The sequence below is a fragment of the Leptolyngbya sp. FACHB-321 genome, assembly GCF_014695975.1.
Lineage (GTDB): Bacteria > Cyanobacteriota > Cyanobacteriia > Leptolyngbyales > Leptolyngbyaceae > Stenomitos.
The window spans coordinates 87,544-114,019 of record NZ_JACJPI010000058.1; the positions used below are offsets into that span (position 1 = coordinate 87,544).

Sequence of the window (26,476 nt, forward strand, 5' to 3'; positions counted from 1 at the left end):
GCTAGCGACGAGCCTCCCTGCTCCTGTAATACAATAGATCGTTGACCGTTCTTCGTTCTTTTTCCTGCGTCTACGCTGGCAGACATTTCTCCTATGACATCTTCAATTCGCTTCCTCATGTGTGCGCCTGACCATTACGACGTGGATTATGTAATTAATCCCTGGATGGAGGGTAATATCCACAAGTCGTCCCGCGAACGTGCTGTGGAGCAATGGCAGCAGTTGTTCCACCTCCTTAAAGACCATGCGATCGTCGATCTGGTGCAGCCAGAGAAAGGCGTGCCCGATATGGTCTTTACGGCGAATGCAGGGTTGGTGCAGGGCAAGACGGCGGTACTCAGTCGCTTTTTTCACAAGGAGCGGCAAGGGGAAGAACCATTCTTCAAAGCATGGTTGGAAGAGCACGGGTTTACAGTGCATGAACTGCCGAAGGATCTGCCCTTTGAAGGTGCAGGCGATGCGCTGTTCGATCGCGAGGGACGGTGGCTGTGGGCTGGCTATGGCTTCCGATCAGAACTAGATTCCCACCCGTATCTGGCGCGCTGGCTTGATATTGAAGTGCTATCGCTGCGGCTGATGGATGAGCGTTTTTATCATCTGGACACCTGCTTTTGCCCGCTAGCAGATGGCTATTTGCTGTATTATCCGCCTGCGTTTGATGCCTACTCTAATCGCTTGATTGAAATGCGAGTACCAGAGGCGAAGCGGATTGCGATCGCCGAAGAAGATGCCGTGACCTTTGCCTGCAATGCGGTCAACATCGATCGCACGATCGTCCTTAACAAAGCCAGCGACAAACTGAAACAACGACTGGCAGAGGTCGGGTTTCGAGTACTAGAAACACCCTTAACAGAATTCTTGAAGGCAGGCGGCGCAGCGAAGTGCCTGACCTTGCGGGTCACTGAACCAGTGCAGGCAAACGTTCATGCTAGTGCCACGGTCGAAAGCCGCGTGGTTCGTATGGATGGACACCTGCTGGATGCAGGACTGATTAACCAGGCATTAGATTTAATTGTGGATGGAGGCGGCAGCTTTCAGGTGCTCAATTTCAGCCTGGGTGAGCAGCGCCAAAGCACCTCGTCTGCGGAAGTGAAAGTGACTGCGCCATCCCATGAGGTGATGGAGTCGCTCATGTCGCAGTTGATTGACTTGGGCGCACTGCCGCCACCAGAGGATGTTTGTGACAGCATTCTAGAAACCGTGACACAAGCGGGAGTTTCGCCTGATGATTTTTACGTTACAACGATTTATCCCACTCAAGTGCGTGTCCAGTGCGAATGGGTGAAGGTACGTGGACAGCGAATGGATGCTGCGATCGTCGTGCGCGAAACACCTCATGGCTTGGATGCCTATTGCAGCCTCTTACGCGATTTGCAAGTGGGTGATCGGGTTGTAGTGGGTGTAGAAGGCATCCGCACCATCCGCAAAACCGAATCGCGCGAACAGCGCAACACTCAGGAATTTAGCTTCATGGGTGCAGGTGTCTCTAGCGAACGGCGGGTCGAACTTGTTGTGGAACAAATTGCGTGGGAACTCCGCCAAATCCGCGACCAGGGTGGCAAAGTCGTTGTCAGCGCTGGACCCGTCGTAATCCATACAGGCGGTGGCGAACATCTGGCGCATCTAGTGCGTGAAGGGTATGTGCAGGCGTTGCTGGGTGGTAATGCGATCGCCGTTCACGACATTGAGCAGTCCATGATGGGCACCTCGCTAGGTGTAGACATGAAGCGCGGCGTATCGGTACGGGGTGGGCATCGACACCATTTGAAGGTCATTAACACGATTCGTCGCTCTGGCAGCATTGCGAAAGCGGTGGAACAGGGCGTTGTCACTAGCGGCATTCTGTATGAATGTGTGAAACACAATATCCCATTCTCGTTAGCTGGCTCGATTCGTGATGACGGACCGCTGCCAGATACACAGATGGACTTGATCAAAGCGCAAACCGACTACGCTCGCTTAATCGAGGGCGCAGACTTGATTTTGATGCTGTCGTCTATGCTGCACTCGATCGGTGTGGGCAATATGACTCCCGCGGGCGTGAAGATGGTCTGTGTGGATATCAACCCAGCCGTAGTGACGAAATTGAGCGATCGTGGCTCTGTTGAATCGGTCGGCGTAGTCACCGATGTCGGTCTCTTCCTCAGTTTGCTAGTACAACAACTTAACAAGCTGACCAGCCCTTACCGCGTTGCCTAGGCTGCTATTCCCTTACAACAAGTCTGAAATTAGAATCTGTACTTAAAGGAGATGCGGCTCAGCAGCGTGTCTCCTTTCATTTTTGTGAACGAACGATTACCTTAATGTGTGATGCCTTCTGGTCTCACGTCATTGATAATGGAATCATCAACCGCTTGATGGATCGGTGTTACAGTGCATTTTTTGATGCCTGTGGATAATACCTGTTCCCTTCCCACATGCCATAAAGTTCCCTCTGCCTGCAACTCTTATTAAGGCGGATTAAAAGGGAGTAATGGAGAAACCTGTAGCCAGCACTTTTTGAGTTGGTACAAATCCATCGTCTACATAATGGCGTGCTGCTCTACTAATGAAGCTAACAGCAGGCAGATCTACCCTTAGACAGAGATCAGCAGCGATATGGAACCGAGTAATGCAGCCGCTAGTCAAGGACTTCGTAGCACAGCTAATGAAGTTGTCGAGCAACTCATTGACTGACTACACAATCAGGGGTGCTGAAGCTATTGGCCGTTATAACAGCAACATTTAAAACCATCTTTACGCTACAAAGCTCCCTCACTCTTATGGAAAGCCTTGCCTACCTCTACATCCTGTCTGAAGAAGCTGATCAACTAGGTCAGAAGCAGCCGCAACTTGTATCGCCACTTGCAAACGAACAACCTGCTTCATCTTGTTGGGCATCCGGTATCGCTATGCAATCAGCAGAGACTTCAAGAGCCTGTGTAGACTGCGATCGCGATAGTCAGTCCTACCCCACCTTTTATCTCTAGCTCACTGCATCCTTTAAGCTTTGAGGCGTTGCTGCAACTGCTTGATGATGTGCGATCGTCCTGAGATGGTTGCTGCCTTTGCTTCTATCTCTACCAGCACTTTGGTTGCGAACAGCCCGCCTAGCGACGATCGCTTATAAACTGTGAACGAGTCGATCGTCGTTTGTTGCTCAAAGCCCAGTTCACTCAAGGTTGTTGTCAGCGTTTGAGTGAATGCCTTTGCATCGTTAACTGCGGCAGTGATGGAAACATTGCGATTAAAGTAAGCGCCCGTCAAGCCAGCCAGCAGACCAAACAAAATGCCAACCTGATACGGTGCACCTGTTGCCATCATATCGGTCTGCTGCGAAACCACAAACGCCGTAATCAGCGTCGTGACCACGAAGTAATAGAGAAACGTGGGAATCAAACCGGGACCCGTCGTCATAACGCATAACCTAAATGGCGTGAATGAAAGCAAGTAGCTGATGCGCCATGTGCAGCTTACTACAGGGTGCAACAACCTGCTTTCTGCCATTAAGGTCAAGCAATACTGCCTGGTTAGAGTCGCTACCAAAACCGCTGTTTGGTTGGTCAATCGGATTCGCCGCGATCGCGTCCAGCTTTTTCTGCTTCAGTTTCTCTAGCGCGGGTGTCACAATATCGCCAGTCTGAGCGGCGAAGCCGATCAGCTTTTGGTGGGGCTGTTTCAGTGCTGCTAGCTCTGCCACAATATCTGGAACGGGTGCCAACGGCAGAGACGAGGGAAGCGATCGTTTCGGCAATTTTTCTGAGCTATAACTGGCAGGTTTCATGTCGGCTACCGCTGCTGCCATAATCGTCCAATCGGCATTTGGGAAGCATTTCAGCAACGTCTGCTGCATTTCTTCTGCACTGGTCACCGCAAGCGTCTGCACACCTTCTAAAGCTGCGATCGACGCGTCTAATACTCCATGTACCAGCGTAACGGTCGCACCCCGATGTAGGGCTGCTTGTGCTAGCGCGATACCCATCTTGCCGGTTGAGGGATTGCCCAGAAAGCGAACCGGATCAAGAAACTCTCGGGTGCCGCCAGCACTGATTAAAAGATGCTTACCAACTAAATCGCGCTGCCCACTGGTGTATAACAGCGACTCAATCTGGGCCAGCATTGCCACAGGTTCAGCCATGCGTCCCGTGCCCACTCGATCGCACGCCAAAATGCCTGCTCCAGGCGCAAGCGTATGCATTCGTGGCTGTGTCTGCACTGTCTGCCAGTTGCGCTGCACAGGCACTTGTTCCCACATATCCGTGTTCATCGCAGGCGCAAGCAACACGGGGCAGGTCGATGCCAGCACAGTATTGGTGAGCAAATTATCTGCCATGCCGTAGACTAGCTTTGCCAGCGTGTTCGCAGTCAGCGGTGCCAGTACCAGCAACTCTGCCCATTCGCCTAGCTCGATATGCAACGGGCGATCCTGGGCTTGCCAGAACGATGCATCTGTATAAGCTGCATGGCGGCAAAGGGTTGAAATCGTTAGTGGCGTGATGAATGCTTGGGCTGAATCCGTCAAGATGGCACGTACTGCAACGCCCTGCTTTGCCAGAGTTGAGATGACTTCACAAACTTTGTAAGCCGCAATGCCGCCGCTAATGCCGACTAAAACTCGCTTGCCTTGCATAGAACATAAAAGTGGGAGCGGCAAAACTCAAAATGCCTATGCTTTCATTCTGCACGTTGAGTTTTTAAGTGGCAGCAGTTCAACGCGATCGCCTGCCGCTGTAGGGAAATTCCACAGGACATCCCTACATAAGTCAACGTTGCATTCCCCTTAGGCTTCGTCGAAGGCTTCCATGTCAAGCAGGTGAAGGTAGGGTTCCACCAGTTCTGGACGTTGAAAGGCGATCTTCCGAAGCAGATGCCAGTCGTTTAGCCCTTCAAAGGCATTGACGTAATCATCTTTCTCCAGACGGACAGCAAGTTCTGCTACATCTGTCGTGGTCAACTGGGTCACATCCAAATGTTCAACGCTTAGAGTCGCCATCATTACCACCTCTCTCTTAAAATGCCCGAATCAGCTTGCTAACTCTAGGTATAAGCCCGTACTACATAGTACATTACTCGATCGACTCCAGCCACGCTCTAGCAGTTTACTTATTATTAGGCAACAACTCTTCAACAAAACTTTGTATTAGCTTCAGTACGATCGGCTGAATTTCGTGCCCCATGTCAAATTCCTGATACCGCACATCTGCCCCTAAGCTTCGCAGGCTAGCAAGTGCCTGTTGAGCGGCAGCTAGTGGCACGACGGAATCTTGCTTGCCGTGTATCATTAGCACCGGCGGGATGGCAGCTTGCGGCGGTACGATCGGCGCATGGAGATAGCCACTGAGCACCATCAAGCCTGCAAGGGGTAGCCCTAAACCAACATCCAACGTCATAGCACCACCTTGAGAGAAGCCGCCCAGCACAGTGTGAGAAAGCGGTACTCCGGTTGTCGTCGCCAGCTCTTTGAGCAAGTCGATCAACAGTTGACGGCTAGTAGAAAGATCCTTACGGGTACGAAACTCAGACGTACTTTGAAAGTTGAAATGATTGGGAAAGTCGTACCACATCTTGCCGCCCGCTGAATACGGGTGCGAGAAGGGCGCATCGGGAAACACCAACTGGAAATCAGGCAAGTTAACTAACGATGCTAGAGACCAAACATCCTTAGCGCTGGCACCCCAGCCATGTAGGATGACGACCGTGCCTCGGGGTGGCTGACCGGACGCAGGAGGAATAGTAATCGCTTGCAGAGCCATGAGTTTGTTCTTCTAGATGCTGGAACGCCCATCGTAGCGCGAGGTGGAAGCCAAGATCCTTGTACCGTTGGAATGAGCTTTGCCCCTGCTGACCTGCCAAGAACTATGTATGTGGAGGCTAGGTGCAAGCTTCCGTTATCCAGCGCATCCTCCGGTACACTAATTTAGGGATTTACGGGAGTTGCGGCGCATGGCACCACTGGCATTGCTGAGTGTATCGGATAAGACGGGATTGATTGAACTGGCACGTAGCCTGGTAGAAGAATTTGGCTTTGATCTCATCAGCAGTGGGGGCACAGCGCAGGCATTGAAAGAAGCTGGGCTGCCTGTTACCAAAGTTTCGGATTACACCGGCTCGCCCGAAATTCTAGGCGGTCGGGTGAAGACGTTACATCCTCGCATTCATGGCGGCATTTTGGCACGGCGAAATCTGGCTGAAGATGTGGCAGATCTGGAGGCGCAGCAGATGCGTCCGATCGACCTTGTTGTGGTCAACCTGTATCCCTTTGAGCAGACGATCGCCAAGCCTAACGTGTCTCTGGCAGACGCGATCGAGCAGATTGACATTGGTGGTCCTGCCATGATTCGTGCGTCTGCAAAAAATCATGCCCATGTCACGATTCTGTGTAGCCCAACCCAATACACTGACTACCTGCAAGAATTACGCCAAAACAGCGGTAGTGCATCACCTGCCTTTCGACAAAGGGCGGCGCTACGAGCATTCCAACATACGGCGCACTACGACCGGGCGATCGCGGCATATTTAGAAAGGCAGGAGGCAGAAGGCAGAGGACAGGAGGCAGAAGGCAAATTGTCTGAGACGTATGAGCTTGCAGGAACGCAACTTCAGTCATTGCGGTATGGCGAGAACCCGCATCAGCCTGCGGCGTGGTATCAAACCGGAGCAACGACCACAGGATGGGCAGCCGCGACAAAGCTTCAAGGTAAGGAGTTGAGCTACAACAATCTGGTGGATTTGGAAGGCGCAAGACAGATCATTGCCGAGTTTACTGAAGGCGATCCGGCAGCGGCGATCGTCAAGCACACTAACCCTTGCGGCGCAGCGCTAGGGAAGACACTGGTAGAGGCATATCAAAGAGCGTTTGATGCTGATTCCACTTCAGCGTTTGGTGGCATTGTTGCGTTGAACCGTCCGATTGATGCTGAGACTGCCACTGCACTGGCTAAGACCTTTCTAGAATGTGTCGTCGCTCCTGGCTGTGAACCAGAAGCCGAAACCATCCTCAGCGCTAAGAAAAACCTGAGAGTTTTGGTTTTACCAGACTTAAGCAGTGGACCGAAGGAAACAGTTACAGCGATCGCGGGTGGCTTTCTGGCACAAACGTCGGACGATCGCCCAGTCGAGCCTGGCCTATGGAAAATCGTTACCGAGAAACAGCCAACAGACGCGCAGCTAGAAGAACTCCTGTTTGCCTGGAAGCTTTGCAAACACGTCAAATCGAATGCCATTGTGGTAACGCGCGATCGTACGACGCTTGGAGTCGGTGCCGGACAAATGAACCGCGTTGGTTCCGTCAAAATTGCTTTGGAGCAAGCGGGCGAAAAAGCGCAGGGAGCCGTCCTTGCCAGCGATGGCTTTTTCCCGTTCGATGATTCAGTACGGACAGCAGCGGCAGCAGGCATTAGTGCGATCGTCCAACCCGGTGGTAGCCTCCGCGACCAAGATTCCATCAACGCCGCCAACGAACTGGGGGTTGTGATGGTACTAACGGGAATACGGCACTTTTTGCACTAGGTAAGGAGTGAAGTGAGAGGTGAGAGGGGTTTAGGCTACCCATCATATCGATCACTTTGGGCAGCAAGCTTAAGCACATGCGGATCAGGGATGAGATGAAAATTCTCATCCATTACGCCCAGTTGCTGCATGGCTAATCTTTTTTTGTACTTTCTGTAGCGGAGATTACTACTGATGATGGCATTAACCTTCCTAAGAAATTCGTCGGGTTTCTGATAAAGAGTGTCAAAGTACTGCCCCCCATCCCATGCGCTTGTCCCAGGAATTAAGCTCAAGGCACAGTAGCAGACCGTATAACCGAACAAACTGCTCAAACCCAGCCCACTACCAGTACTTATAGAAACTTTCCAATACGCTTGGTCATCTGCAAAGCTCAAGCGAGTATGGCGTTCGTACAAAGTGTAAAAAACGTCGTATCTAGACCATTCTTTTCGCAAACCGTGGTAGCGCTTGAGGTCATCTAGCTCAACAGCTCGCTCGATCGCATCAAACCACGACAGAATTTCCGTCCATTCTTTATCTGGAAACTCAGGGCTTCTGAAATACAAGGCAAGGTCGTAACTCATCAATTCACTTAACAAACATTGTCAACCTCATTGTCTTCTGACTCCTGCCTTCTGGTTACTCCCATCCCTCTATGCTAATTTTTATGAAGTGTCCTTTGCTCTTTCTGTTCTATGAGTCCTGCAATCCCCGAATCCGTTAAAGTTTGGAGTCAGTTCTTTCATCCTGCCCTAATGTGGGTCTTGTTTGCGCTAACCCTTTATGCGCTGTATCTCGGCGTTAAAGCGCGTCGTGTGCGCTACGCCGAAGGTGAAGAGAGGAAAGAACTTATCAAAGGCAAATTTAACGTCAAGCATTTTCAGGTGGGTTCGTTAGTGCTGGCGTTGATGGTAGTAGGATCGATCGGCGGGATGGTCGTCACTTATATCAACAATGGCAAGCTGTTTGTTGGCGCTCACCTGCTGGCTGGCTTGGGTATGACTGGGATGATTGCAGTTTCGGCTTCACTCTCACCCTTTATGCAGAAAGGTGCAGATTGGGCACGCTACACTCACTTTTTTTTGAACATTGTGCTGGTTGGTCTCTTTGGCTGGCAGGCAGTGACAGGTGTGCAAATCGTGCAGCGGATTATTGGCAAGATGTAGTCTTTAGGGCGGTGGAAGTTGCCCAACGACCTCGATCGTTTGTCCCTTTGCACGCAGCACAATAGACTCTCCCGAATCAGGCACGCGGTTTGTCAAGGCGGTGATGTTGACTTGATGGGTCACTAAAATTGTCACGCCTTGAGTGGTACGACTTGCCAAAATCAGGCGACGTACCGCTTCTGTTTGTTGTTTTTTGGTGCTGGCATTGTTAAAAAAGGAATTGAGCGGCGGGAAGGCTTGAACGGGCTTGAGGTTGAGCAGTTTTGCCGTTTCCAGACAGCGACACCACTGGCTCGATCGCACGCTAGCAATGGGAATCTTACGATCGCGAAACGCCTTCCCAATCCGTTCTGCTTGCTGCCGTCCAGTTGCCGACAAATTGCGCTGCGTCGAGCAATCATTGAGCCGAAAGTTGCTGGGATCACCAACGCCGGGTGCAAGGGCATGACGCATCATCACCACATAGCCATCACCGCTCTGGAGTTGCGTCCAGAGAGAAGACGTTTGGGTTTGACGGACAGGGGCAGCATTGGAGCGCTCATCAGAACGAGTAACGCAAGCACTAGCCCACGCTGTAGCAACACTGATCGCTAAAATAAGCAGGACTCGCTTCGTGTAGACAGGCTGTTTGGGCTGCATGAAGGATGACTGAACGTGAGCTTTAATTCCGCCGATGACTACATCTCAATTAGAAGAGTCGATCGACTACTCAGTAGCGATCGCCGCTCTTACCCAAGCTGATCCTATTTTGGCAACTCTCATTGAGCAAGTGGGTGCCTGCACCTTAAATCTGGGACGGCAAAAGGGCGATTTGCTGTATTGCCTTTGCGAATCAATCCTTTACCAACAGTTGTCCGGCAAAGCTGCTGCTGCAATCCATCGTCGCTTTCTAGCACTTTACCCTCACCAGGGGTTCCCAACTGCCGCTGAGCTGCTCAATACGCCGGATGAGGACTTGCGAAGTGCAGGTATCTCACGTCCCAAAATTGTGTATCTGAAAGATCTGGCGCAAAAAACGCTGGATGGACTGCCCACAATGGCTGAGTTGGACGCGATGGACGATGAGGCGATCGTGCAAACGCTCATCCCCATTAAAGGTGTGGGACGCTGGACAGTGCAAATGTTGCTCATCTTTCGGCTGCATCGTTGGGATGTGCTGCCTGTTGATGATCTCGGCATTCGCTCTGGCATTCGTCGCGCCTATGGTTTAGCAGAGTTACCGAATAAGAAAACCGTTGAGCGCATTGGACAACCGTGGCGACCCTACCGTACGATCGCCTCCTGGTATCTCTGGCGCAGCCTAGATATCACTACGCCTGCAAGTACAGCCAAGCCCTAAGCCAGAAGACCAAACGTCTTTAACGGCTGGCTTTACAGGTAGACAAAAGACGTCGATCGCCTGCACTAAGCTGCTTGATGGGATAGTAGCCCTTTAAACTAATAGGCGTAACGTTGGGCTGTGTGAAGGATGCAGAAGTACCACTGCTTTGAAGGGCAACCGCATAGGGATAGCTGGCTTGCTCGTAGCTATTAACGACAGTGAGCGCCAACTGTTGCGCCTGAAGCGTCCCATGCACACAATCAAAGGACGATCGAGGCATATAAAACGCGCCTGTCACGTTGCCTTTGTTCACTTCAAAGACTAAATAGGTTGCACCTAATTGTCCTGCTTTAGGAGCCTGACCGTAGAGATAGGTGCCATTGGGCATCGAGTTAGTCGCCGCACGAGAAACCGCTACAACATTTGCAGGCAGAGCTTTGGTGGCAGGAATTTCACTGCTATGGGTCAATCCCTGTCCCTGCGTTACTAAGCTAATGGCACAAGTAAGTACAACGCCGGTCAGCAATTTCTCAAAGGGGCGTAAGGCGGTTTTAGGGACGAGGGCGATCGATGCAACGACGGTAGATTGAACTGACATAGTTTTTCGGGGGCTTGCAATACAAGTAATATCGAGCTTTTCAGAGAATGAACAGGTGATACAGTCAGCGAATATGCGTGATCTCAACTAGACGATCGTGTGATCGAAACTATGATGAAGTGTGATGTAGATTACAAGGACAGATTACAGAGGTTGTTTCAATGTCCCTGAGCCTGCCCTGATGACTTGCCTAGAGTGCTGCTGGAGGCATTGGAACGTAGGGAAATGGACAAAGGAATGTGGCTGTAATGCAAAAAAAAGCAGGGTAAGCGTGGTGCCTATCCTGCTTGAAGCGAACTTGGTTCGCTTAGATTGCGTTAGTAGAGAGTGATGATTAACTCACCATAGTTAGATGTGACAGCTAGATGTAACAGCGCTTGAAGTGCAATGCTGGTTTTAGTTGCGACCGCTAGCTTCAAGAGTTGCGGCGGGCTGTTCAGCACCCGTCAGGTTGATCTTGACCGCCTTATTATGGACTTCTTCAACCTTTGGCAGTGTGAGGCTCAAAACTCCATCCTTGTAGTTAGCCTCAACGCGATCGTTCTGCACTGCAACGGGTAGCGGAATCACACGCTGGAATTTGCCATAACGGAACTCGGTGCGGAAGAAGCCATCCTTCTCAGTCTTTTCCTCATGACGGTGTTCACCAGAAAGGGAAACCGCTTCTTTCGTTACCTGAATATCCAGGTCTTTGGCTTCCATACCAGGTAATTGTGCCCGCAACAATAGTGCTTCGCCAGTGTCTTTTAGCTCCACAGCGGGAGTCCAGGACGCTTCGCTATTAGTGGTTTGTGTCAGTTCATCGAACACATTGTCCATCTGACGACGCAGGGATTCAATTTCACGCCAGGGTTGCCAGTAACGAACTAACATATGTCTATCTCCTTTTGGATCAAGATTGAAATCGACTCTTTTATAGTGCCGCGATCGCGCCTGAAACGCAGTCAGGTAAACCGTACCGGGGATGTTCAGGTTGCCCAACCAGATAGAAGGTAAAAGGTAGAAGGAGTTTCGAGTTTTTCCCTGCTTTTCCCACTCCCTACTCCCCACCCCCTACCCCCCACTCCCCGACTGCTATCTACCGCCCCGCTATGGGCATTGTTATTGTAGAGACACGCTTTCAGGAAAGTGCCAATGGTACAGCCGGATGCTTACCAGCAGTTGTTCGATCGCCTCAGAGCAGCGGTCGGTTTGCTAGAACTCGATCGCAACTCCCAGCTTCAGCGAGACGTATCAGCCGTGTGCGATCAGTGTGTGCGGTCTAGCTATCGAGTGGCGGTCTTTGGTCCGTTCAACTATGGCAAATCGACATTGCTGAATGCGCTGTTGGGTGAGCGGGCATTGCCGATCGACCTGATTCCCACTACAGGCGCAGCAATTACAGTGCGCTACGGTGAGAGTCTGCAAACGTGTATTCGGCTCACTGATGGCGCTGTCATTAACGAACCCGGGACAGAGGTACTCAAGCGCTTTGCCATTCTGGATGACGATCGCCGGATGCGTCAGGATGTTGCGTCTGTAGAAGTGCTGTGTCCCCATCCCTTTCTGCAAACGGGCGTGGAACTGATGGATCTGCCGGGGACGAACGATCGCGACGAGCAAGATGCGCTGGTGAAAGATCAACTGCTGAGTGCCGATCTAGTCGTGCAGGTGCTGGATGGACGCAAGCTAATGACGCTGGGCGAACGGGAGCACTTGCGCGATTGGTTGCTCGATCGCGGCATTGAAACCGTTGTGTTTGTGGTCAATTTTCTGAATTTGCTAGAACCAGACGAGCAGAAGCAGGTTTACAATCGCCTGCGCTTTGTGGCAGAAAGTTTTCGCTCCAGGTTGCCACCTGGTATCAGCAATCTTTATCGCGTGGATGCGCTGCCAGCACTAAGAGCTAGACTGAAGGGCGATATGGCAGCGGCGCAAACAGCAGGTTTACCCACGTTTGAATCAGCCCTGCAGACGATCGTCCAGGCGCAGCAAGAGCAAACGGAAATACGGTTGCCACGGGTAACAGCGATCGCCCACGTGGTTGCACAAGCGCTGCAAGCAAAAGTCGATGAGGTGACGGCGGTATTGCAAACTGCGGCTAACAAGCGCCAGCAAAAGCATGAGATTCAGCAAAAGGCATCGCGGTTGCTTGAAACGGGCTTTGCGAAGAGTGCAGCAGACTTTAGCGACTGGTTAGCCCTCACTAATTTACTCGATCGCTACCAGGACGACGCGGCACAAGCACTGCAAAACGGGCAGTTCCAAACTTGGGAAACGGGCGCGTTCAAAACCGCGGCGATCGACCACCAGCAGGCAGTAGCAAAGTGGGTGCAGCAAGCGTGCGAGTTTTTTGAGCGATCGCGTCCTCACCAATTGCTGGTCGCGTTTCCACCCGCACCGTCGGTCGAGGTTGCCCCAGAGTCTTCAACGCCAGCCAGTCCCTCTAAAACGGGCGATTTGACACCGACCGCGATCGCTACGGGTATCGGATGGGTGCTGGGTGGTCCCGTTGGCGGTGCTGTATTGGGTAGTGCCTCTTACCTGCTCAACAAATCGCTCAATGTAGGCAAACCAACACCGCCGCCTGTTTCGACTGCACCTACAACCTATGCGTACCTGGAAGCAGCAAGAGATTATCTGGTCAACTTCAGCAGCCTGAACCTGGCAGCATTACAGCGCTATGAGGCGATCGCAGCACCAGTCCTTCGCTTTGATGCCGCACAAGAGCCGATCGCCCTGACCCATCAGCACCATCAGCTAGAGTTGTTGCAAAACACCCTAGCTAACTTGCAGGGCGCGATCGAGCAGGTTTCGGTCAACTAAAGCAAACCCGACTCCCACCTTAACATTGCTCAGAAACGTCTTGTTGGTTATGAGAATATGGCAGAAGTCGAAACGCTAATTGCTCATTACTGAATCAACTCAAGCTAAATCAACTCCTCTCTCCTCACCCCTTAACCCTCACCCGTGCAAAGCTACCCCTCCCAACTCAATATTCCAGAAACGCTTGCGACGGCTACGGCTCATCATCAAGCCGGACGGTTGCCCCAGGCAGAACAGCTTTATCGTCAGATTTTACAGCAGCAGCCCCAACAGGTTGACGCGCTGAATCTGCTAGGTGTGATTGCCTGCCAAAAAGGTGGGCTAGACGAGGGCATTACCCTCTATCGGCAAGCATTAGCGTTGCGTCCAGGCTATGTCAGTGCGCGCGAAAATCTTAGCGTTGCCCTTTGGAAACGGGGCAAACAACTGATTGAAGAGGCGATCGATTCTTACAGTCAAATCATCACCTTTCAGCCCGAAAACCAGCAGGCTTACCATAATCTAGGCAGCATTCTGGTTGAGCAAGGCAAGCTGGACGAAGCTTTGAGTTACTACCTGCAAGCCGTATCCGTTCAGCCTGATGATGCGGTGGCACTCAATACGATCGGCACCCTTTTGCAACAGCAAGGCAAGACGTCTGCCGCGATCGCCTATCACCGTCGAGCACTGGCAATACGACCCCATTATCCTGACGCCCTTAATAGTTTAGGTACGGCACTGCAAGAAGATGGCAATACCCAGGAAGCCTTATCGTGCTTCAATCAGGCTCTAGCGCTAAACCCAACGGATGCGAATGCTCGCTATAACCGATCGCTTATCTTGTTGACCGAAGGTGACTATCAGCAGGGGTTTCCAGAGTACGAGTGGCGCTTAAAAACGCGCGAATTTCCGCCTTGCCCCTTCCGGCAGCCTCTCTGGGACGGGTCTGATCTCACAGGACGCACGATTCTGCTTCATGCGGAGCAAGGCTTAGGCGATACGCTTCAATTTATTCGGTATGCTGCGCTCGTAAAGCAGCGGGGGGCGCGCATTGTGCTGACCTGTCATCAGCCCTTGATGCGCCTCTTGTCAACAATGCCCGGTATTAATCAGCTAGTGCCGCTTGGCTATCCCCCACCCAATTTTGACGTTTATGCCCCGCTCATGAGCCTACCGGGCATTTTGGGTACAACGCTAGAGAATGTGCCTGCACCAATACCCTATTTGCAACCGCCTCAGTCTGCTTTGCAACTAGCAGCACCTGCAACAGCACGGCTGAAAGTTGGCATCGTCTGGTCTGGTGGGCATTTGTATAAAAAAAATCAGAGCCGCTCTTGTCCGTTGGTTCATTTTCAACCGTTGCTGCAATTGCCTGACATCGCTTACTACAGTTTGCAAAAAGGCATTGCTCAAACGCATTTGTCAGAATTGGGTTGGGAGTCTCAAGTACAGGATTTGAGCAATCGGCTCAATGATATGGCAGAGACCGCTGCGGCGATCGCTCAGTTGGATCTGGTTATTACAGTCGATACATCGATCGCTCATCTAGCTGGTGCCCTTGGTAAACCAGTATGGGTCTTGCTCACCTTGCAACCCGATTGGCGCTGGATGTTACACCGCGAAGATACCCCCTGGTATCCTACAATGCGTTTGTTCCGTCAATCTAAACTAAATGACTGGCAAGGTGTACTCGATCGCGTCGTGCACGCATTGAAGTCACTTCCTGTAAACAATTAAGTACGTAGGTGTAATCATTTACAAGCTGCATTTCGACTTCGCGTTCAACGTTTCGGCTGAGCGCCCTTCAGCTTGAGCGCTCAGGTCAAAAGCTCAGGTCGAAAGCGCACGCCGAAGTCTCAAGACTCCCAGTCCTGTTTGTGGGCAGGTTGAGCACAGTCGAAACTCGATCTCTAAGTAGTGCTTAATTTAACCCTCCTACTTAAAGCTTCTATTTGCTTAGGAAGTATGAGCGACAGTACGAAGCTGTAGAGAGCTAGCAGTCAAGCAACAAGCTTAGTTGCGTCTGGTGAAGCAAAGGCATAGCAAAAGGATGAAGGCTAAATAGAAGCCTTGTTTAAAGGAAGTTTCAGGTTTGTGTCTGCCCTAACGTTCTCTTCGACTGCTACAAGTGAAGCCATACAGCCAAAAAAAAGGGGCAAAACTGCCCCCTTAGCCTCTCATGATAGATTGTGAAAACATTTCCGCGAGCCATAGCTACTGACAGGGCATCTTATCAAGTCCTGTCTTCTCAGTAGGTTTACCGTTCGCCTGAATTACTTTCTACATTTTCAAGTATAAACCCGGATGCGCTTGAATTGGTAAAGTCAGGGTTCAATCTAGTGAAGTTTAGATGAAGACAAACAGGTTGAAAGCCAGCGTTATAGCGGTTTTTACTTACTGCGGCACCTACTGACGCCATGCTTCCCTAATCACCTATACCTTGCTCTATGAGGAACCGCTGCTTTATCAGTGGGAATGCAAGAAGTCAGCGATTCTAGCCACGGCTGTCTCTAAAATGGCGGGTTCGTGAACCAGAGCAAACCGCACGTATCCTTCACCAGACTTACCAAAGCCAGCACCAGGCGAGACGGCTACACCCGTCGCTTCGACTAGCTGGGTACAAAAATGGACGGATTGCGTTGCCCAGGGTTCCGGCAGTTTTGCCCAAACGTACATCGTGGCGGCTGGTGAGGGCACCTCCCAACCAATCTGATGCAGTGCGTCTACAAATGCATCACGACGCTGACGAAAGATTTTGACACTTGCCTCAACGTTCGCTTGTGTTCCCGTTAAGGCGGCGATCGCCCCATTTAAAATCCCTCGATACTGGTTAAAGTCAACCACCGTCTTGACCTGTCGCAGCGCCCGAATAAGAGCCGCATTGCCGATCGCATACCCCACCCGAAATCCGCCCATGTTGTAGGACTTGGACATGGTAAAAAACTCGATCGAAACCGTCTTATCAGGATCGGCTTGCAGTATAGAGGGTGGCTGAACCCCGTCAAACACGAAATCTGCATACGGAAAGTCATGTACCAGCACTAAATTATGCTGCTGACAAAAGGCGACCGCAGACAGAAAGAAAGACAAGGGCGCGATCGCGGTCGTGGGATTGTGAGGATAGCTCAATACCATCAGGCGTGCTTGCGCCAGGACAGGGGCAGGGATATCCTCAAACGCAGGTAGAAAATCGCGATCGATGTGCAGTGGCATGGGATAGATCTGCCCACCTGCTAAATAAACGCCGCCTGCATGAGACGGGTAGCCAGGATCTTGCAGTAACGCAAAATCACCTGGATTTAGAATCGCCAAAGGCAAATGTGCAGTGCCTTCTTGAGAACCGATCAGCGACAAAACTTCTGTTTCTGGATCAACGGCAACGCCAAACTTCTGGGTGTACCAGGTAGCTGCCGCTTGCCGAAACGCCCGTGTACCGTGGTACAGGAGATAGCCGTGTGTTTCTGGGTCAGGCAAGGAACGAGCGATCGCATCCAGCACAGACGCATCAGCAGGCAAGTCAGACGATCCTAAGGAAAGGTCAATCAAAGTCTGCCCTGCTGCTCTAGCTCTAGCTTTTGCCTGATCCATATCGGCAAACACATTGGACTGTAGCGATTTAAGGCGGTTAGCAAATTGCATGGCAGTTAGCATTGAGCCGTCAAGCTTGGGCGTACTCCGTTAGGTTACACCTGGCGATCGACTTAAAGAAGTGTTGTCAACTGAGAAACTTCAGTCTATCGTTTTGGGCTAGCTGCTATAGGCTTCGCAAACAAAAAGATAGCTGTTGTGGCGTGTGCCAGCCCTTTGGCTCACGGCTTAAAACGCTGCCGAGAAGACTTGTACTGTTCTAACGCTTGGGGCAAGACACTAATGCTTTCATCCTTTGCTTCGACCAAGCACGTCAGCAAAGCCATACCGCTTCAGTTCATATAGCTAGCTCATTGGATTGTCAGCCTAAAATCACAGATTCGCTTTTGCTTGGAGCGCATATTGCCGAAACCGCTCTAAATCTGCGTGCAGCGTTGATTCCACCACTCGCCCAATGAAGAGATTATCAAGGAGTTGACCGAGAAAGCCAGGAATCGCGTAGCCGACGGACATTTTGACGATGCTGCCTTTATCACCGCGATCGTAAAAGCGAATCGCACCCCGGTTAGGCAACCCATCGACTGATTCCCATTGAATAATTTGATTCTGCACCACCTTCGCAATGCGAGAGAGCCAGGTAAACTCCAAACCTCCCGTTGCCAGCTTCCAGCGCGACAGTTCAGGCTGGTCTTCAAGGACTTTGACAGAATCAATCCACTTCATCCATCGGGGCATTTGCTCCAGGTCAGACCAAAGACCCCAGACAACTTCGATCGGGGCATCAACTTCTACTTGGACGCTGTGTTCGAGCCAGTTGGACATGAGGGAAAAGTTATGAGTTTTGAGTTTTGAGTTGATTTGACTACTGGCAATACTTTCAGCCTTTAGCGTTTAGCCTTTCTGTCTCTTCCCTAGTAGTTAAACAATCCCATGCCTTGAACCTTGTGCCCTGTTGGTTCCAGAATCGCTTGTGCGGCTTGTCTACCAGAGATGGTTGCTCCTTCCATGCTATCGATATAATCTTGCTGAGTGTAACTGCCCGCAAGGAAGAAGTTAGCGATCGGCGTTTTTTGTGCAGGACGATACGGATCCATGCCGGGAGCCTCGCGATAGAGGGATTGGGCAAGTTTAACAACACTGTACCAGGTCATCTTGAGGTCGCGGGAGGAAGGGAAAAGGTCGTGGACTTGTTTAAGGACGTGTTGCGCGATCGCCTCATTGCTCTGTTTGATAAATGGATCGCCCGGAGTTAGCACCAGTTGCAGTAGAGAACCTTCTCCTTCGCGGTAGTAATTGCTGGGGCTTGTCAGCGCCATATCAGCAAAGCAAGAAAAGTCAGCATCGGGCGTGTAGAGCAGGTTATCAATGCCAGTAGCGTGATCCAGTTGTTTGCGTTGCGCGGAGTCATGCAGCTCTGTTACCCAGCCATCAAAGCGAAGCTGCACAGTCGCCACAGGAACCGCATCCAGCTTGTAGATATTGTCGAACTCTTTCCAGGTACGCCATTCGGTAGGCAAAAGTCGTTGAATACCGGGGATATCGCAGGCGGCGAGGTAGGCATCAGCCGCGATCGTCTCTTCAGTGTCATCTTTGGTAACGACTAAGCCTGTGACGTGGGTTTGATCGCCTTCGCCTTCAAAGAGAACCTGACGAATACGGCGGCGAGTATGGATCTTGGTGCCGCGGGCTTCCAGGTAGTCCACGATCGGCTTGTGCAGATACTCGTGGGGCGACCCTTCTAACATTCGCAGCACTGAGGCTTCTGTCTTAGCAGCAAAGAACTGAAAGATAGTGAGCATACAGCGAGCAGAGATATTTTCGGTGTCAATGAAACCGAGGGCATAGGCGATCGGGTTCCACATCCGCTTCAGACTACCGTTCGAGCCACCTTGCTTGCGAAACCAGTCGGCAAAGCTGATACCATCCAAGTTGCGAATGCTTTTCATGGCACCGTCAAAGTCTACCAAGCCACGCACAATAGGGCTGGTGCCAAGGGCGATCGCGTTCTGCACTTTATCCTGCACCGAAAGCTGGGAGGTCGTGAAGAATGCCTTCAAACCATTAAAGGGCGCACCGGTGATGAAGCGAAAATCCAGCATCCCGGTTTGTCCACCGCGGTTAATGAAGGTATGGGTGTGTTCCTTGAGCAGCAAACTCTCAAAGGCTCCCACCTTTTTCATTAGGTCAAACAGGTTGTAGTAGCAGCCAAAAAAGACGTGCAGACCCATTTCTAAATGGTTGCCGTCTGCATCAACCCAACTGCCTACCTTGCCACCCACAAACGGACGAGACTCAAAAATTTCCACTTCATGTCCGGCATCGGCTAACTCAACGGCTGCTGCCAAACCTGCCAGTCCCGCGCCCACGATCGCAACTCGCATTCTGTCTTCTCGCTTAGATTGCTTCACATATTGTAAAGGAATGTGCGGGTAGATGAGCGGCAGGCGCTTACTGCAACTGATTCACCCATTGGCGAAATTGGCGTATCAGGCTCGTCATTCTTAGCATTCGACCGTCGTCAACACCTGATGCAATGGAGCGATCGCCTTACTGAATGAGAGTTTTTTCAATGCGACGATCGGGGATGAGCCAAAAGATTGCGATCACAGTGTAGATTAAGCAGGCAACCCACGCATTGACAAAAGCCAGTGGAATAGCCACCGCATAAAGGATGACCGAAATCTTACCTTTAAAGTCCTCCCTGATAGCCGTCCCCAAAGTAGAATCCTTACCGTGGCTAGCAATGAGGACGCGGGTCAAAATAAAGTAAGCGATCGCGGCAAACATGAGCACCACACCATAGACTGCAACGGGGATGGCAGCAAAGGCGTTCTCGCCCATCCAACCAGTCATAAACGGAAAGAGTGACAACCAGAATAACAAATGCAAATTCGCCCAGAGAACACTGCCTTTTACAGAGTGAACTGCCTGAAATAGGTGGTGATGATTGTTCCAGTAGATGCCGATATAGACATAACTGAGAACATAGCTCAAAAAGATTGGAATCAGCGGACGTAGCTCTGACAGATCGGCTTTATGCGGCACCTTCATTTCCAGCACCATGATCGTGATGATGATAGCAAGGACACCATCGCTGAATGCTTCTAACCTGCCTTTTCCCATAGTATTGATGCTCCTTTTTGTGCTTTCACACGTTGAAAATAGGCTGTCGGTTCGACCCCAAAAAGCTCTATGTTTTGCAGCGCTCGCCGTCAGAGACACAACAATAGCTCTGATGCAATGGTAGAAGGTAAGGGGCTTATCGTAATGTTCCCGCGTTACCCGTGATCAAAAACTGCATGACGCAGTCTAGTCTGGTCATCCGAAAACAGTTATGACACTGCGTTGTGTCAATTGTCTTCATGCTTAAAGTGAACCCAGTATAAAGCCCTGTTGATTCACTTCCTAGCCACAAGCAGAATTTACCTACGACTGACCGTTCTACCAGGCACATTGATCGACCTGTGTGCTGCTTCGATCGACATGGCGAAGTTGGGCATTCTGAAGCAATGACTTCTACAGAAGCGTGTCATCAGGGAAGCATCAAGCATGAATCATCCGACTGTGTCTGTGCGTGAAACCATTCGCGCGAAGCTGAAACAGATTTGGGGGTATGACGATTTTCGATCACCTCAGGGAGAAATTGTCCAGTGCTTGCTGGAGCAACGGGACGCGCTGATCATCATGCCGACTGGCGGGGGGAAATCCCTCTGTTTTCAGCTTCCAGCGTTGATGCAAACTGGGTTGACGATCGTTGTGTCGCCATTGGTGGCGCTGATGGAAAACCAGGTGCAGGAACTTCGCCAACGCCGTTTGCCTGCCGCCTTGCTGCATAGTGAAGTGTCCAAACAACAGCGCCGACAAACGTTGTGGGCATTAGAAAACCAAAGTCTGCGGTTGCTCTACCTTTCGCCTGAAACGCTGCTGAGTGAGGCTGTCTGGGAGCGGTTATGTCAGCCCAATCTCAAAATTAACGGACTCATTTTGGACGAGGCTCACTGCTTGGTCCAGTGGGGCGATACATTTCGTCCAGCGTATTATCGGTTGGGTATAGTGCGTCCAGCCTTACTGAAGTGTAAGCCAGAGGGGACAAAGATTGCGATCGCTGCCTTCACTGCCACTGCCAACCCTGACGCTCAGCAAACGATTCAGCGAGTGCTGCAACTCCAACAGCCAGAAGTCTTTCGGCTCAATCCCTACCGCACCAATTTGCACCTCAATGTGCAGGTAGTTTGGACACCCAGGCAGCGACGGCAGCAAATGCTGAAGTTTATTCAAGCGCAGCTAGGGCAAGCGGGATTAGTGTATGTCCGCACTCGTCGCGATAGTGAAACTCTGGCAGAGTGGCTGTCGCAGCAAGGTTTTCAGACGGCAGCCTATCATGCAGGGCTGAGTGCTGATGAGCGTCGGCAGCTTGAAAAAGCCTGGTTAGGTGGCACAATACAGTTCGTTATCTGCACCTGCGCCTTTGGCATGGGGATTGACAAACCAGATTGCCGTTGGGTCGTGCATTTTCACTCGCCGCTGCTGCTATCAGAGTATGTGCAGGAAGTCGGACGAGCCGGACGGGACGGAAAACCTGCTACAGCTCTGACGCTCATCAGCGAGACAACAGGCTGGCTTGATCCAGAAGACAAACAGCGACGACAGTTTTTTGTCGAACAGGCACAAAAGCAGCAGCGATCAGCGCAGGCACTTAGCCACAAATTGCCAACTCAAGGGGATGTCGCTAGCGTTAGCAGACAATTTAAGGATGGCGCGATCGCCCTCTCTCTGCTCAACAGCACCGGACACCTGGAATGGTCTGATCCGTTCCATTACGTGATGAAGTCTGGAAACGTTGATCGCACAGGACAATCAAATACTCAGGCTGCCAAACAGATGACCGAGTACCTTAAAACGCGAGACTGTCGTTGGCGCTTTTTGCTTAGTGCGTTTGGGTTTGAGGCAGACGCATTGAACTTACGCTGTGGGCACTGTGATAACTGCCGCCACTAGAGCCTGGGGGCTGAGAATAAAACTAAACGTCAGTTCGACCGATCGAGGAAGCCAAGAAGTAAGCTAGAACTCTCTTTGCCGTCTTTCAAACCTCAGCGATCGTCGTTTAATCGTCACGACAACAAGCCTGCTAGAGGCTAAAACGCGCGAAGCTGTGCGTCTAGCAACTCCTGAATGCCCTTTTCAGCAGTGTCCAGAATGCGGTTGAGTTGGGCACGGCTAAAGCTACCTGTTTCGGCAGTGCCTTGAATTTCGATCAATTCCAGCTTTTCGTTCATTACCACATTGCAGTCAAGCTCGGCGGCGACATCTTCGGGATAGTTGAGGTCGAGTAAGGGTTGGTCATCAATCAATCCCACAGAAACCGCAGCCACTTGATGGATGATGGGCGATCGCGCCAGTTCCCCCTTTGCCACCAGTTGATCCAGTGCATCCTTCAGCGCCACAAAGCCGCCCGTGATGGACGTGGTGCGTGTACCAGCATCCGCTTGCAGCACATCGGCATCAACGACGATCGTGCGTTCGCCCAGCAGTGCCATATCCAGGGTCGATCGCAAACTGCGCCCAATCAATCGTTGAATCTCCTGCGTCCGACCAGAGAGCTTCATGAGTTCTCGCTCCTGGCGATCTGGCGTGGCACCGGGCAGCATACGATATTCTGCCGTTAGCCAGCCCTGCCCCTTACCTTCCAAAAATCTGGGCACTTTCGGCTGAATGGAGACATTACAAAGCACCTGCGTATCACCACATTTTGCTAACACCGATGCTGCTGCAAAGCGCGTAAAGTTGCGCTCAAAGCTCACCGGGCGCAACTGATTCGATCGTCGACCATCTGGACGCTGCCAAGCCATACGTTTGCCTCAAATCCCCTTGCTCAGGATACAGGGGTTAGAGCTAGGGGGCTAGGGGCACGACTGTTCTTACTGCGGCTTGAGCTGTTGCACGATTGCTTGCTGTACCTGAGCGATCGCCTGATTGCCATCGACCTTGAGTAGGCGATCGCGCATAGCGTAGTACTCCAGCAGTGGCGTAGTGCACTCATGAAAGAGAGTGATGCGCCGCTGAATTGCTTCTAAGGTATCGTCAGTTCTGGCTCTTGTCAGCGAACGACTGACCAAAACCGAGTCGGGAACCTGAAGTAAAATCGCAAAATCCAACTGCTGGTCAAGTGTATCGAGCAGAAAATCAAGCTCCTCTGCCTGAAACGCCGTGCGAGGATAGCCTTCGAGCAGCCAGCCTTGCACCACATCTGGTTGCAATAAGCGCTGTCGAATGAGGTCAATCATGCTGTTATCGGAGACCAATTCACCCTGCTCAACTTGCGTTTGCACCTGCTTGCCCAGTTCCGTTTGAGCTGCGATCGCGCTTCGCAGAATATCGCCAGTTGAAATCCCAGTGATGCCTAACGATTGACACAGTTGCTCTGCTTGCGTTCCTTTTCCGGCTCCTGGTCCTCCCAAAATAACGAGTTTCATGGCTGACGGCTCCTGCTGCTTGGCTCAAGGCTATTTTGCACCATTTCTCATGACACCACTGCACGATCGTATGATTAGTACCTTATGCTTGACGGACTATTACATATAGTGTTTGATGTGGGAGAAACCCTGCAAATCACGCTAGATTCTGAGTACTTCAAAAAGTTTAAGACTAACGCTGATACTAGTTAATCGTTACCTGGATATAGCTTATGGTTTCACAGATCGAAACCCCCTCGATCGATGTCGGTCATCAACTCACCCATCGGGTTGAAGGGCTGGTACAGGTTTTTACGTGTTCGCATCGCAGCTTTTTTACCAACGTGATGGCGCAGGCGTTGCGGATTGCTGGACAGGGCACACCCGTATTGGTCGTGCAGTTTCTCAAGGGTGGTATTGGTCAAGGCTACGAGCATCCGGTGCAATTGGGTCAAAACCTGGACTGGATTCGCTGCAATTTGCCGCGCTGTATTGATACGCCCCAGTTGGATGAAGAGGAGACGCGATCGCTGTTGGAGCTGTGGGAGTATACGCAGGCGATCGTCCTGGAAGGTAAATACGAACTGGTAGTGCTGGATGAACTGAGTTTGGCAGTCAATTTTGGGCTGATTGCTGATACAGAGGTGCTATCACTCCTGCAACAGCGTCCGCGTCACGTGGATATTATCCTTACGGGACCAGAAATGCCGCGATCGCTCCTTGACGTAGCGGATCAAATCACCGAACTCCGGCGTAGCCATCAGCCTTAGCCTTTAGCGTTCAGCTATCAGCTTTACAAAGATAGTCATCACTCAGAGCCATCAAACCTAACCAGTCATGATTAAAAACGACACTTGGATTACACAAATGGCTGAACAGGGAATGATTAGTCCCTTTGAGCCACAATTAGTTAGAAAAGTCGATGGCTTGCCAGTTATTTCCTACGGGTTGAGCAGCTACGGTTACGACCTGAGACTTTCACCCTCTGAGTTTCGGATTTTTAAGCACATCCCTGGCACAGTGGTTGACCCCAAAAACTTTAACCCTGCCAATCTAGAACCCGCCCAACTCCATGCAGGTGAGGACGGACATCACTTTATTTTGCCTGCCCATTCTTACGGCTTAGGGGTGGCGCTAGAAAAGCTGGAAGTGCCTGAAAACGTGACGGTGGTTTGCATTGGTAAGAGTACCTATGCTCGTTGCGGCATTATTGCGAACTTAACGCCTGCCGAGGCTGGTTGGCGCGGTTATTTGACACTAGAATTTTCCAACTCGTCTAGCGCTGATTGCCGCATTTATGCAGGCGAAGGTGTTGTTCAATTGCTCTTTTTGGAAGGAGCGCCCTGCGCTGTAAGCTACGAAACTCGACGCGGCAAGTATCAAGATCAGCCAGAGAAGGTGACGCTAGCAAGGGTGTGATAGCGGTCAGCAGTCAGCGGTCAGCTTTTACCTTTCATCTTCTGATTCGTGGTTTCTGACTCCTGGCTTCTGTTTTCTGACTCCTTCTAAAAACTAACAACCAACCGCTAGCAACTACGCCTCAGTTTACCGATCGCCGCCAGTTGAAAAAGCCTTCCAGAAAATCCTGCAATCTAGTGTTTCTCTGCAATCGAAGGCGCTGCCATTCGGCGGCAGTTTGTTGAAGGATTACGGCGAGAGACGATGACGGTAACACGAGAGCAGCGATCGCCTGAATTTTGAGTTTTTGCTGCATAGCAAGGGCGATCGTGCTAATTAGTTCTTCCGCTTGCCAACCAACGATGTGTGCGCCCAGAAGTTCGCCATTGCGATGCACCAGCAGTTTGCAAAAGCCGGTTGTTTCATCTTGAAGTTGGGCTTTAGCCAGCGTTTTGAAGGGTTGGCGGAGGATGGTTACGTCATTGCCATAGCGTTGAACGGCAGCGGTTTCGGTTTGTCCCACTCGTGCTAAAGGTGGGTGGGTGGCAACAACGCTGAGAATAGGGCGATCGGTGACTTTGGCGATCGGCAGAAACAGCGCATTTTTGAGGGCGACTTTAGCGTCAGCGAGCGCAATGTGCGGAGTATCGTAACCAGCAATCCGTCCCCGACAGGCGTAGATGCAAGGATTGGTGGTTTGTAGTTTCGCATTGACCAGAATGCCTGAGGATGACTGTTTGACGTTTGCGGCTGGCAGATTGAGGCTGGTTTGGTCAAACGGTGGTGTCATAGCCAGGATGATTTCGTCCGTTTCGATCGCCCGATTGCCTGCCTGTACCCATTTTTTACCGTCAATTTCTCGTACCTGGCTCACACTCGTTCCCGTTAAAACCTCTACGCCTTCTGCTTCTAGCTGCGCCTGAATCAAAAAGGCGGCTTCGGCATCTTCGTGCGGGAGCAATTGGGCATCCGGCACAATGAGCATGACCGATCGTCCAAGCCGCACCAGGCTTTGCGCCAATTCAACGCCGATCGCTTCCCTGCCAATGATGACGAGTTGACGAGATGCCAGTGAAGGCAGTTTTTGTAAAACCACATCAGCCGTCAAGTAGCCAACAGTGGTCAGTCCATCAATCGCTGCAAGCGGCGGTAGCACTGTTCCAACCCCTGTTGGCTCGGTTTGGAAGCTGACACGAAGAGAATCGATCGCCAAAAGGTAAGCACACGATCGCAGCGATCGACCATTAACCAGCAAGCCGAGTTGGGGTTTGCGATGAAACTCACCAAAGCCAGCAATCACCTCGATTCCCATAGCAGAGAGGACAGCGGGAGAATGCATTTCAGTGCTGGCAGTCTTTGCCGCAACCGACCAGCGTTTTGCTTGCGTCCACACTGTTGCTTCAGACGGAAGCGTTGCCTCTATCGTCTCAAGACCTAGCTGTACCCCTCGCTGTAACTGTCTAAGCGTTTGCCCCATAGCACTTAGCACGTGAGCATCGCTTATCTTACTAGTAGCACAGCCCTGATCCACCAGCACTACACGGGCTTTGAGCTGAGCCGCCGCGATCGCTGCCTGAATGCCAGCCGCACTACCACCAATAACAACCAGATCGTAATCAACAGGCATAAAGGGAGAGAAGAAAGGGGGCAGAAGTTGAAACTATGAAGGCACACAACTTAACACTAACCCTACTTTCCC

Annotated in this window: 27 protein-coding genes; 12 read left to right on the forward strand and 15 right to left on the reverse strand. The window is 51.3% G+C overall.

The genetic code is table 11. From position 1 onward, the window contains the following. The first annotated feature begins 93 nt into the window (after nt 1-93). Entirely contained in the window at nt 94-2,199 is a 2,106-nt protein-coding gene (locus H6F76_RS11215; RefSeq protein WP_190508220.1) for a TIGR00300 family protein, read from the forward strand. A gap of 563 nt (nt 2,200-2,762) precedes the next feature. Further along, complete coding sequence (locus H6F76_RS11220) at nt 2,763-2,969, forward strand: hypothetical protein (protein WP_190508222.1); 207 nt, start codon at nt 2,763-2,765, stop codon at nt 2,967-2,969. 13 nt (nt 2,970-2,982) lie between these two features. On the opposite strand, the gene H6F76_RS11225 is transcribed toward H6F76_RS11220, so the two are convergent. The 4 genes from H6F76_RS11225 to H6F76_RS11240 form a co-directional block, all read right to left on the reverse strand. Further along, nucleotides 2,983-3,396, reverse strand: coding sequence for a hypothetical protein (locus H6F76_RS11225; RefSeq protein WP_190508224.1), 414 nt, complete (start codon nt 3,394-3,396; stop codon nt 2,983-2,985). 10 nt (nt 3,397-3,406) lie between these two features. Then, nucleotides 3,407-4,609, reverse strand: coding sequence for a bifunctional phosphopantothenoylcysteine decarboxylase/phosphopantothenate--cysteine ligase CoaBC (gene coaBC / locus H6F76_RS11230; protein WP_190508226.1), 1,203 nt, complete (start codon nt 4,607-4,609; stop codon nt 3,407-3,409). Nucleotides 4,610-4,759: 150 nt separating this feature from the next. Continuing rightward, nucleotides 4,760-4,972: a DUF2555 domain-containing protein gene (locus H6F76_RS11235; RefSeq protein WP_190508946.1), complete on the reverse strand. Its 213-nt coding sequence runs from the start codon at nt 4,970-4,972 to the stop codon at nt 4,760-4,762. A gap of 106 nt (nt 4,973-5,078) precedes the next feature. After that, nucleotides 5,079-5,732 carry an alpha/beta fold hydrolase gene (locus H6F76_RS11240; RefSeq protein WP_190508228.1) on the reverse strand — a complete coding sequence of 218 codons (654 nt, stop codon included), beginning with the start codon at nt 5,730-5,732 and terminating at the stop codon, nt 5,079-5,081. A gap of 190 nt (nt 5,733-5,922) precedes the next feature. Here H6F76_RS11240 and purH point away from each other — a divergent pair, with 190 nt between their 5' ends. Next, the gene (purH, locus tag H6F76_RS11245; RefSeq protein ID WP_190508230.1) at nt 5,923-7,488 is read left to right on the forward strand and encodes a bifunctional phosphoribosylaminoimidazolecarboxamide formyltransferase/IMP cyclohydrolase; all 1,566 of its coding nucleotides are present in this window, start codon (nt 5,923-5,925) and stop codon (nt 7,486-7,488) included. Between the two features lie 35 nt (nt 7,489-7,523). On the opposite strand, the gene H6F76_RS11250 is transcribed toward purH, so the two are convergent. Continuing rightward, a complete protein-coding gene (locus H6F76_RS11250; protein ID WP_190508232.1) occupies nt 7,524-8,054 on the reverse strand; it encodes a hypothetical protein in 531 nt (176 codons plus the stop codon). A gap of 111 nt (nt 8,055-8,165) precedes the next feature. Between H6F76_RS11250 and H6F76_RS11255 the strand changes: the two genes are divergently transcribed. Then, a complete protein-coding gene (locus tag H6F76_RS11255) occupies nt 8,166-8,636 on the forward strand; it encodes a DUF4079 domain-containing protein (RefSeq protein WP_190508234.1) in 471 nt (156 codons plus the stop codon). Nucleotides 8,637-8,639: 3 nt separating this feature from the next. On the opposite strand, the gene H6F76_RS11260 is transcribed toward H6F76_RS11255, so the two are convergent. Beyond that, a complete protein-coding gene (locus H6F76_RS11260) occupies nt 8,640-9,275 on the reverse strand; it encodes a histidine phosphatase family protein (protein ID WP_190508236.1) in 636 nt (211 codons plus the stop codon). 34 nt (nt 9,276-9,309) lie between these two features. On the opposite strand from H6F76_RS11260, the gene H6F76_RS11265 reads away from it, so the two are divergent. After that, complete coding sequence (locus H6F76_RS11265; RefSeq protein WP_199322056.1) at nt 9,310-9,975, forward strand: DNA-3-methyladenine glycosylase; 666 nt, start codon at nt 9,310-9,312, stop codon at nt 9,973-9,975. Between the two features lie 19 nt (nt 9,976-9,994). Here the strand turns inward: H6F76_RS11265 and H6F76_RS11270 are convergent, their stop codons facing one another. Together H6F76_RS11270 and H6F76_RS11275 are read right to left on the reverse strand one after the other, a co-directional pair. Continuing rightward, nucleotides 9,995-10,555, reverse strand: coding sequence for a hypothetical protein (locus tag H6F76_RS11270; protein ID WP_190508238.1), 561 nt, complete (start codon nt 10,553-10,555; stop codon nt 9,995-9,997). A 396-nt stretch (nt 10,556-10,951) separates the two neighbouring features. Then, the gene (locus tag H6F76_RS11275) at nt 10,952-11,428 is read right to left on the reverse strand and encodes an Hsp20/alpha crystallin family protein (protein WP_190508240.1); all 477 of its coding nucleotides are present in this window, start codon (nt 11,426-11,428) and stop codon (nt 10,952-10,954) included. Between H6F76_RS11275 and H6F76_RS31005 the strand changes: the two genes are divergently transcribed. From H6F76_RS31005 to H6F76_RS31460, 3 genes are all read left to right on the forward strand, one after another. Then, nucleotides 11,429-11,551, forward strand: coding sequence for a hypothetical protein (locus tag H6F76_RS31005; protein ID WP_277881213.1), 123 nt, complete (start codon nt 11,429-11,431; stop codon nt 11,549-11,551). A gap of 138 nt (nt 11,552-11,689) precedes the next feature. Next, nucleotides 11,690-13,360 carry a dynamin family protein gene (locus H6F76_RS11280; protein ID WP_190508242.1) on the forward strand — a complete coding sequence of 557 codons (1,671 nt, stop codon included), beginning with the start codon at nt 11,690-11,692 and terminating at the stop codon, nt 13,358-13,360. 144 nt (nt 13,361-13,504) lie between these two features. Beyond that, nucleotides 13,505-15,076: a tetratricopeptide repeat protein gene (locus tag H6F76_RS31460; protein ID WP_190508244.1), complete on the forward strand. Its 1,572-nt coding sequence runs from the start codon at nt 13,505-13,507 to the stop codon at nt 15,074-15,076. 729 nt (nt 15,077-15,805) lie between these two features. Here the strand turns inward: H6F76_RS31460 and H6F76_RS11290 are convergent. From H6F76_RS11290 to zds, 3 genes are all read right to left on the reverse strand, one after another. Then, nucleotides 15,806-16,978 carry an LL-diaminopimelate aminotransferase gene (locus tag H6F76_RS11290; protein WP_190508246.1) on the reverse strand — a complete coding sequence of 391 codons (1,173 nt, stop codon included), beginning with the start codon at nt 16,976-16,978 and terminating at the stop codon, nt 15,806-15,808. A 321-nt stretch (nt 16,979-17,299) separates the two neighbouring features. Then, a complete protein-coding gene (locus H6F76_RS11295) occupies nt 17,300-17,749 on the reverse strand; it encodes an SRPBCC family protein (protein ID WP_190454625.1) in 450 nt (149 codons plus the stop codon). An 89-nt stretch (nt 17,750-17,838) separates the two neighbouring features. Further along, nucleotides 17,839-19,308 (reverse strand): 9,9'-di-cis-zeta-carotene desaturase, encoded by a 1,470-nt coding sequence (gene zds / locus H6F76_RS11300; RefSeq protein ID WP_190508950.1) that lies wholly within the window; start codon nt 19,306-19,308, stop codon nt 17,839-17,841. A gap of 42 nt (nt 19,309-19,350) precedes the next feature. On the opposite strand from zds, the gene H6F76_RS31010 reads away from it, so the two are divergent. Then, nucleotides 19,351-19,485, forward strand: coding sequence for a hypothetical protein (locus tag H6F76_RS31010; RefSeq protein WP_277881214.1), 135 nt, complete (start codon nt 19,351-19,353; stop codon nt 19,483-19,485). Here H6F76_RS31010 and H6F76_RS11305 read toward each other — a convergent pair. Continuing rightward, nucleotides 19,475-20,050, reverse strand: coding sequence for a TMEM175 family protein (locus H6F76_RS11305; RefSeq protein WP_190508248.1), 576 nt, complete (start codon nt 20,048-20,050; stop codon nt 19,475-19,477). The genes H6F76_RS31010 and H6F76_RS11305 overlap by 11 nt on opposite strands. Before the next feature lie 426 nt (nt 20,051-20,476). On the opposite strand from H6F76_RS11305, the gene H6F76_RS11310 reads away from it, so the two are divergent. Beyond that, the gene (locus H6F76_RS11310) at nt 20,477-21,925 is read left to right on the forward strand and encodes an ATP-dependent DNA helicase RecQ (protein WP_190508250.1); all 1,449 of its coding nucleotides are present in this window, start codon (nt 20,477-20,479) and stop codon (nt 21,923-21,925) included. Between the two features lie 137 nt (nt 21,926-22,062). Here the strand turns inward: H6F76_RS11310 and rph are convergent, their stop codons facing one another. After that, nucleotides 22,063-22,776: a ribonuclease PH gene (gene rph / locus H6F76_RS11315; protein WP_190508253.1), complete on the reverse strand. Its 714-nt coding sequence runs from the start codon at nt 22,774-22,776 to the stop codon at nt 22,063-22,065. Nucleotides 22,777-22,845: 69 nt separating this feature from the next. Continuing rightward, entirely contained in the window at nt 22,846-23,400 is a 555-nt protein-coding gene (locus H6F76_RS11320) for an adenylate kinase (RefSeq protein ID WP_190508255.1), read from the reverse strand. Nucleotides 23,401-23,612: 212 nt separating this feature from the next. Between H6F76_RS11320 and H6F76_RS11325 the strand changes: the two genes are divergently transcribed. Together H6F76_RS11325 and dcd are read left to right on the forward strand one after the other, a co-directional pair. Further along, nucleotides 23,613-24,149, forward strand: coding sequence for a P-loop NTPase family protein (locus H6F76_RS11325; protein WP_190454641.1), 537 nt, complete (start codon nt 23,613-23,615; stop codon nt 24,147-24,149). Between the two features lie 67 nt (nt 24,150-24,216). Further along, nucleotides 24,217-24,798 (forward strand): dCTP deaminase, encoded by a 582-nt coding sequence (gene dcd / locus H6F76_RS11330; RefSeq protein WP_190454644.1) that lies wholly within the window; start codon nt 24,217-24,219, stop codon nt 24,796-24,798. 121 nt (nt 24,799-24,919) lie between these two features. Here dcd and H6F76_RS11335 read toward each other — a convergent pair whose 3' ends face one another. Then, a complete protein-coding gene (locus H6F76_RS11335) occupies nt 24,920-26,404 on the reverse strand; it encodes an FAD-dependent oxidoreductase (RefSeq protein WP_190508257.1) in 1,485 nt (494 codons plus the stop codon). Nucleotides 26,405-26,476 lie beyond the last annotated feature (72 nt).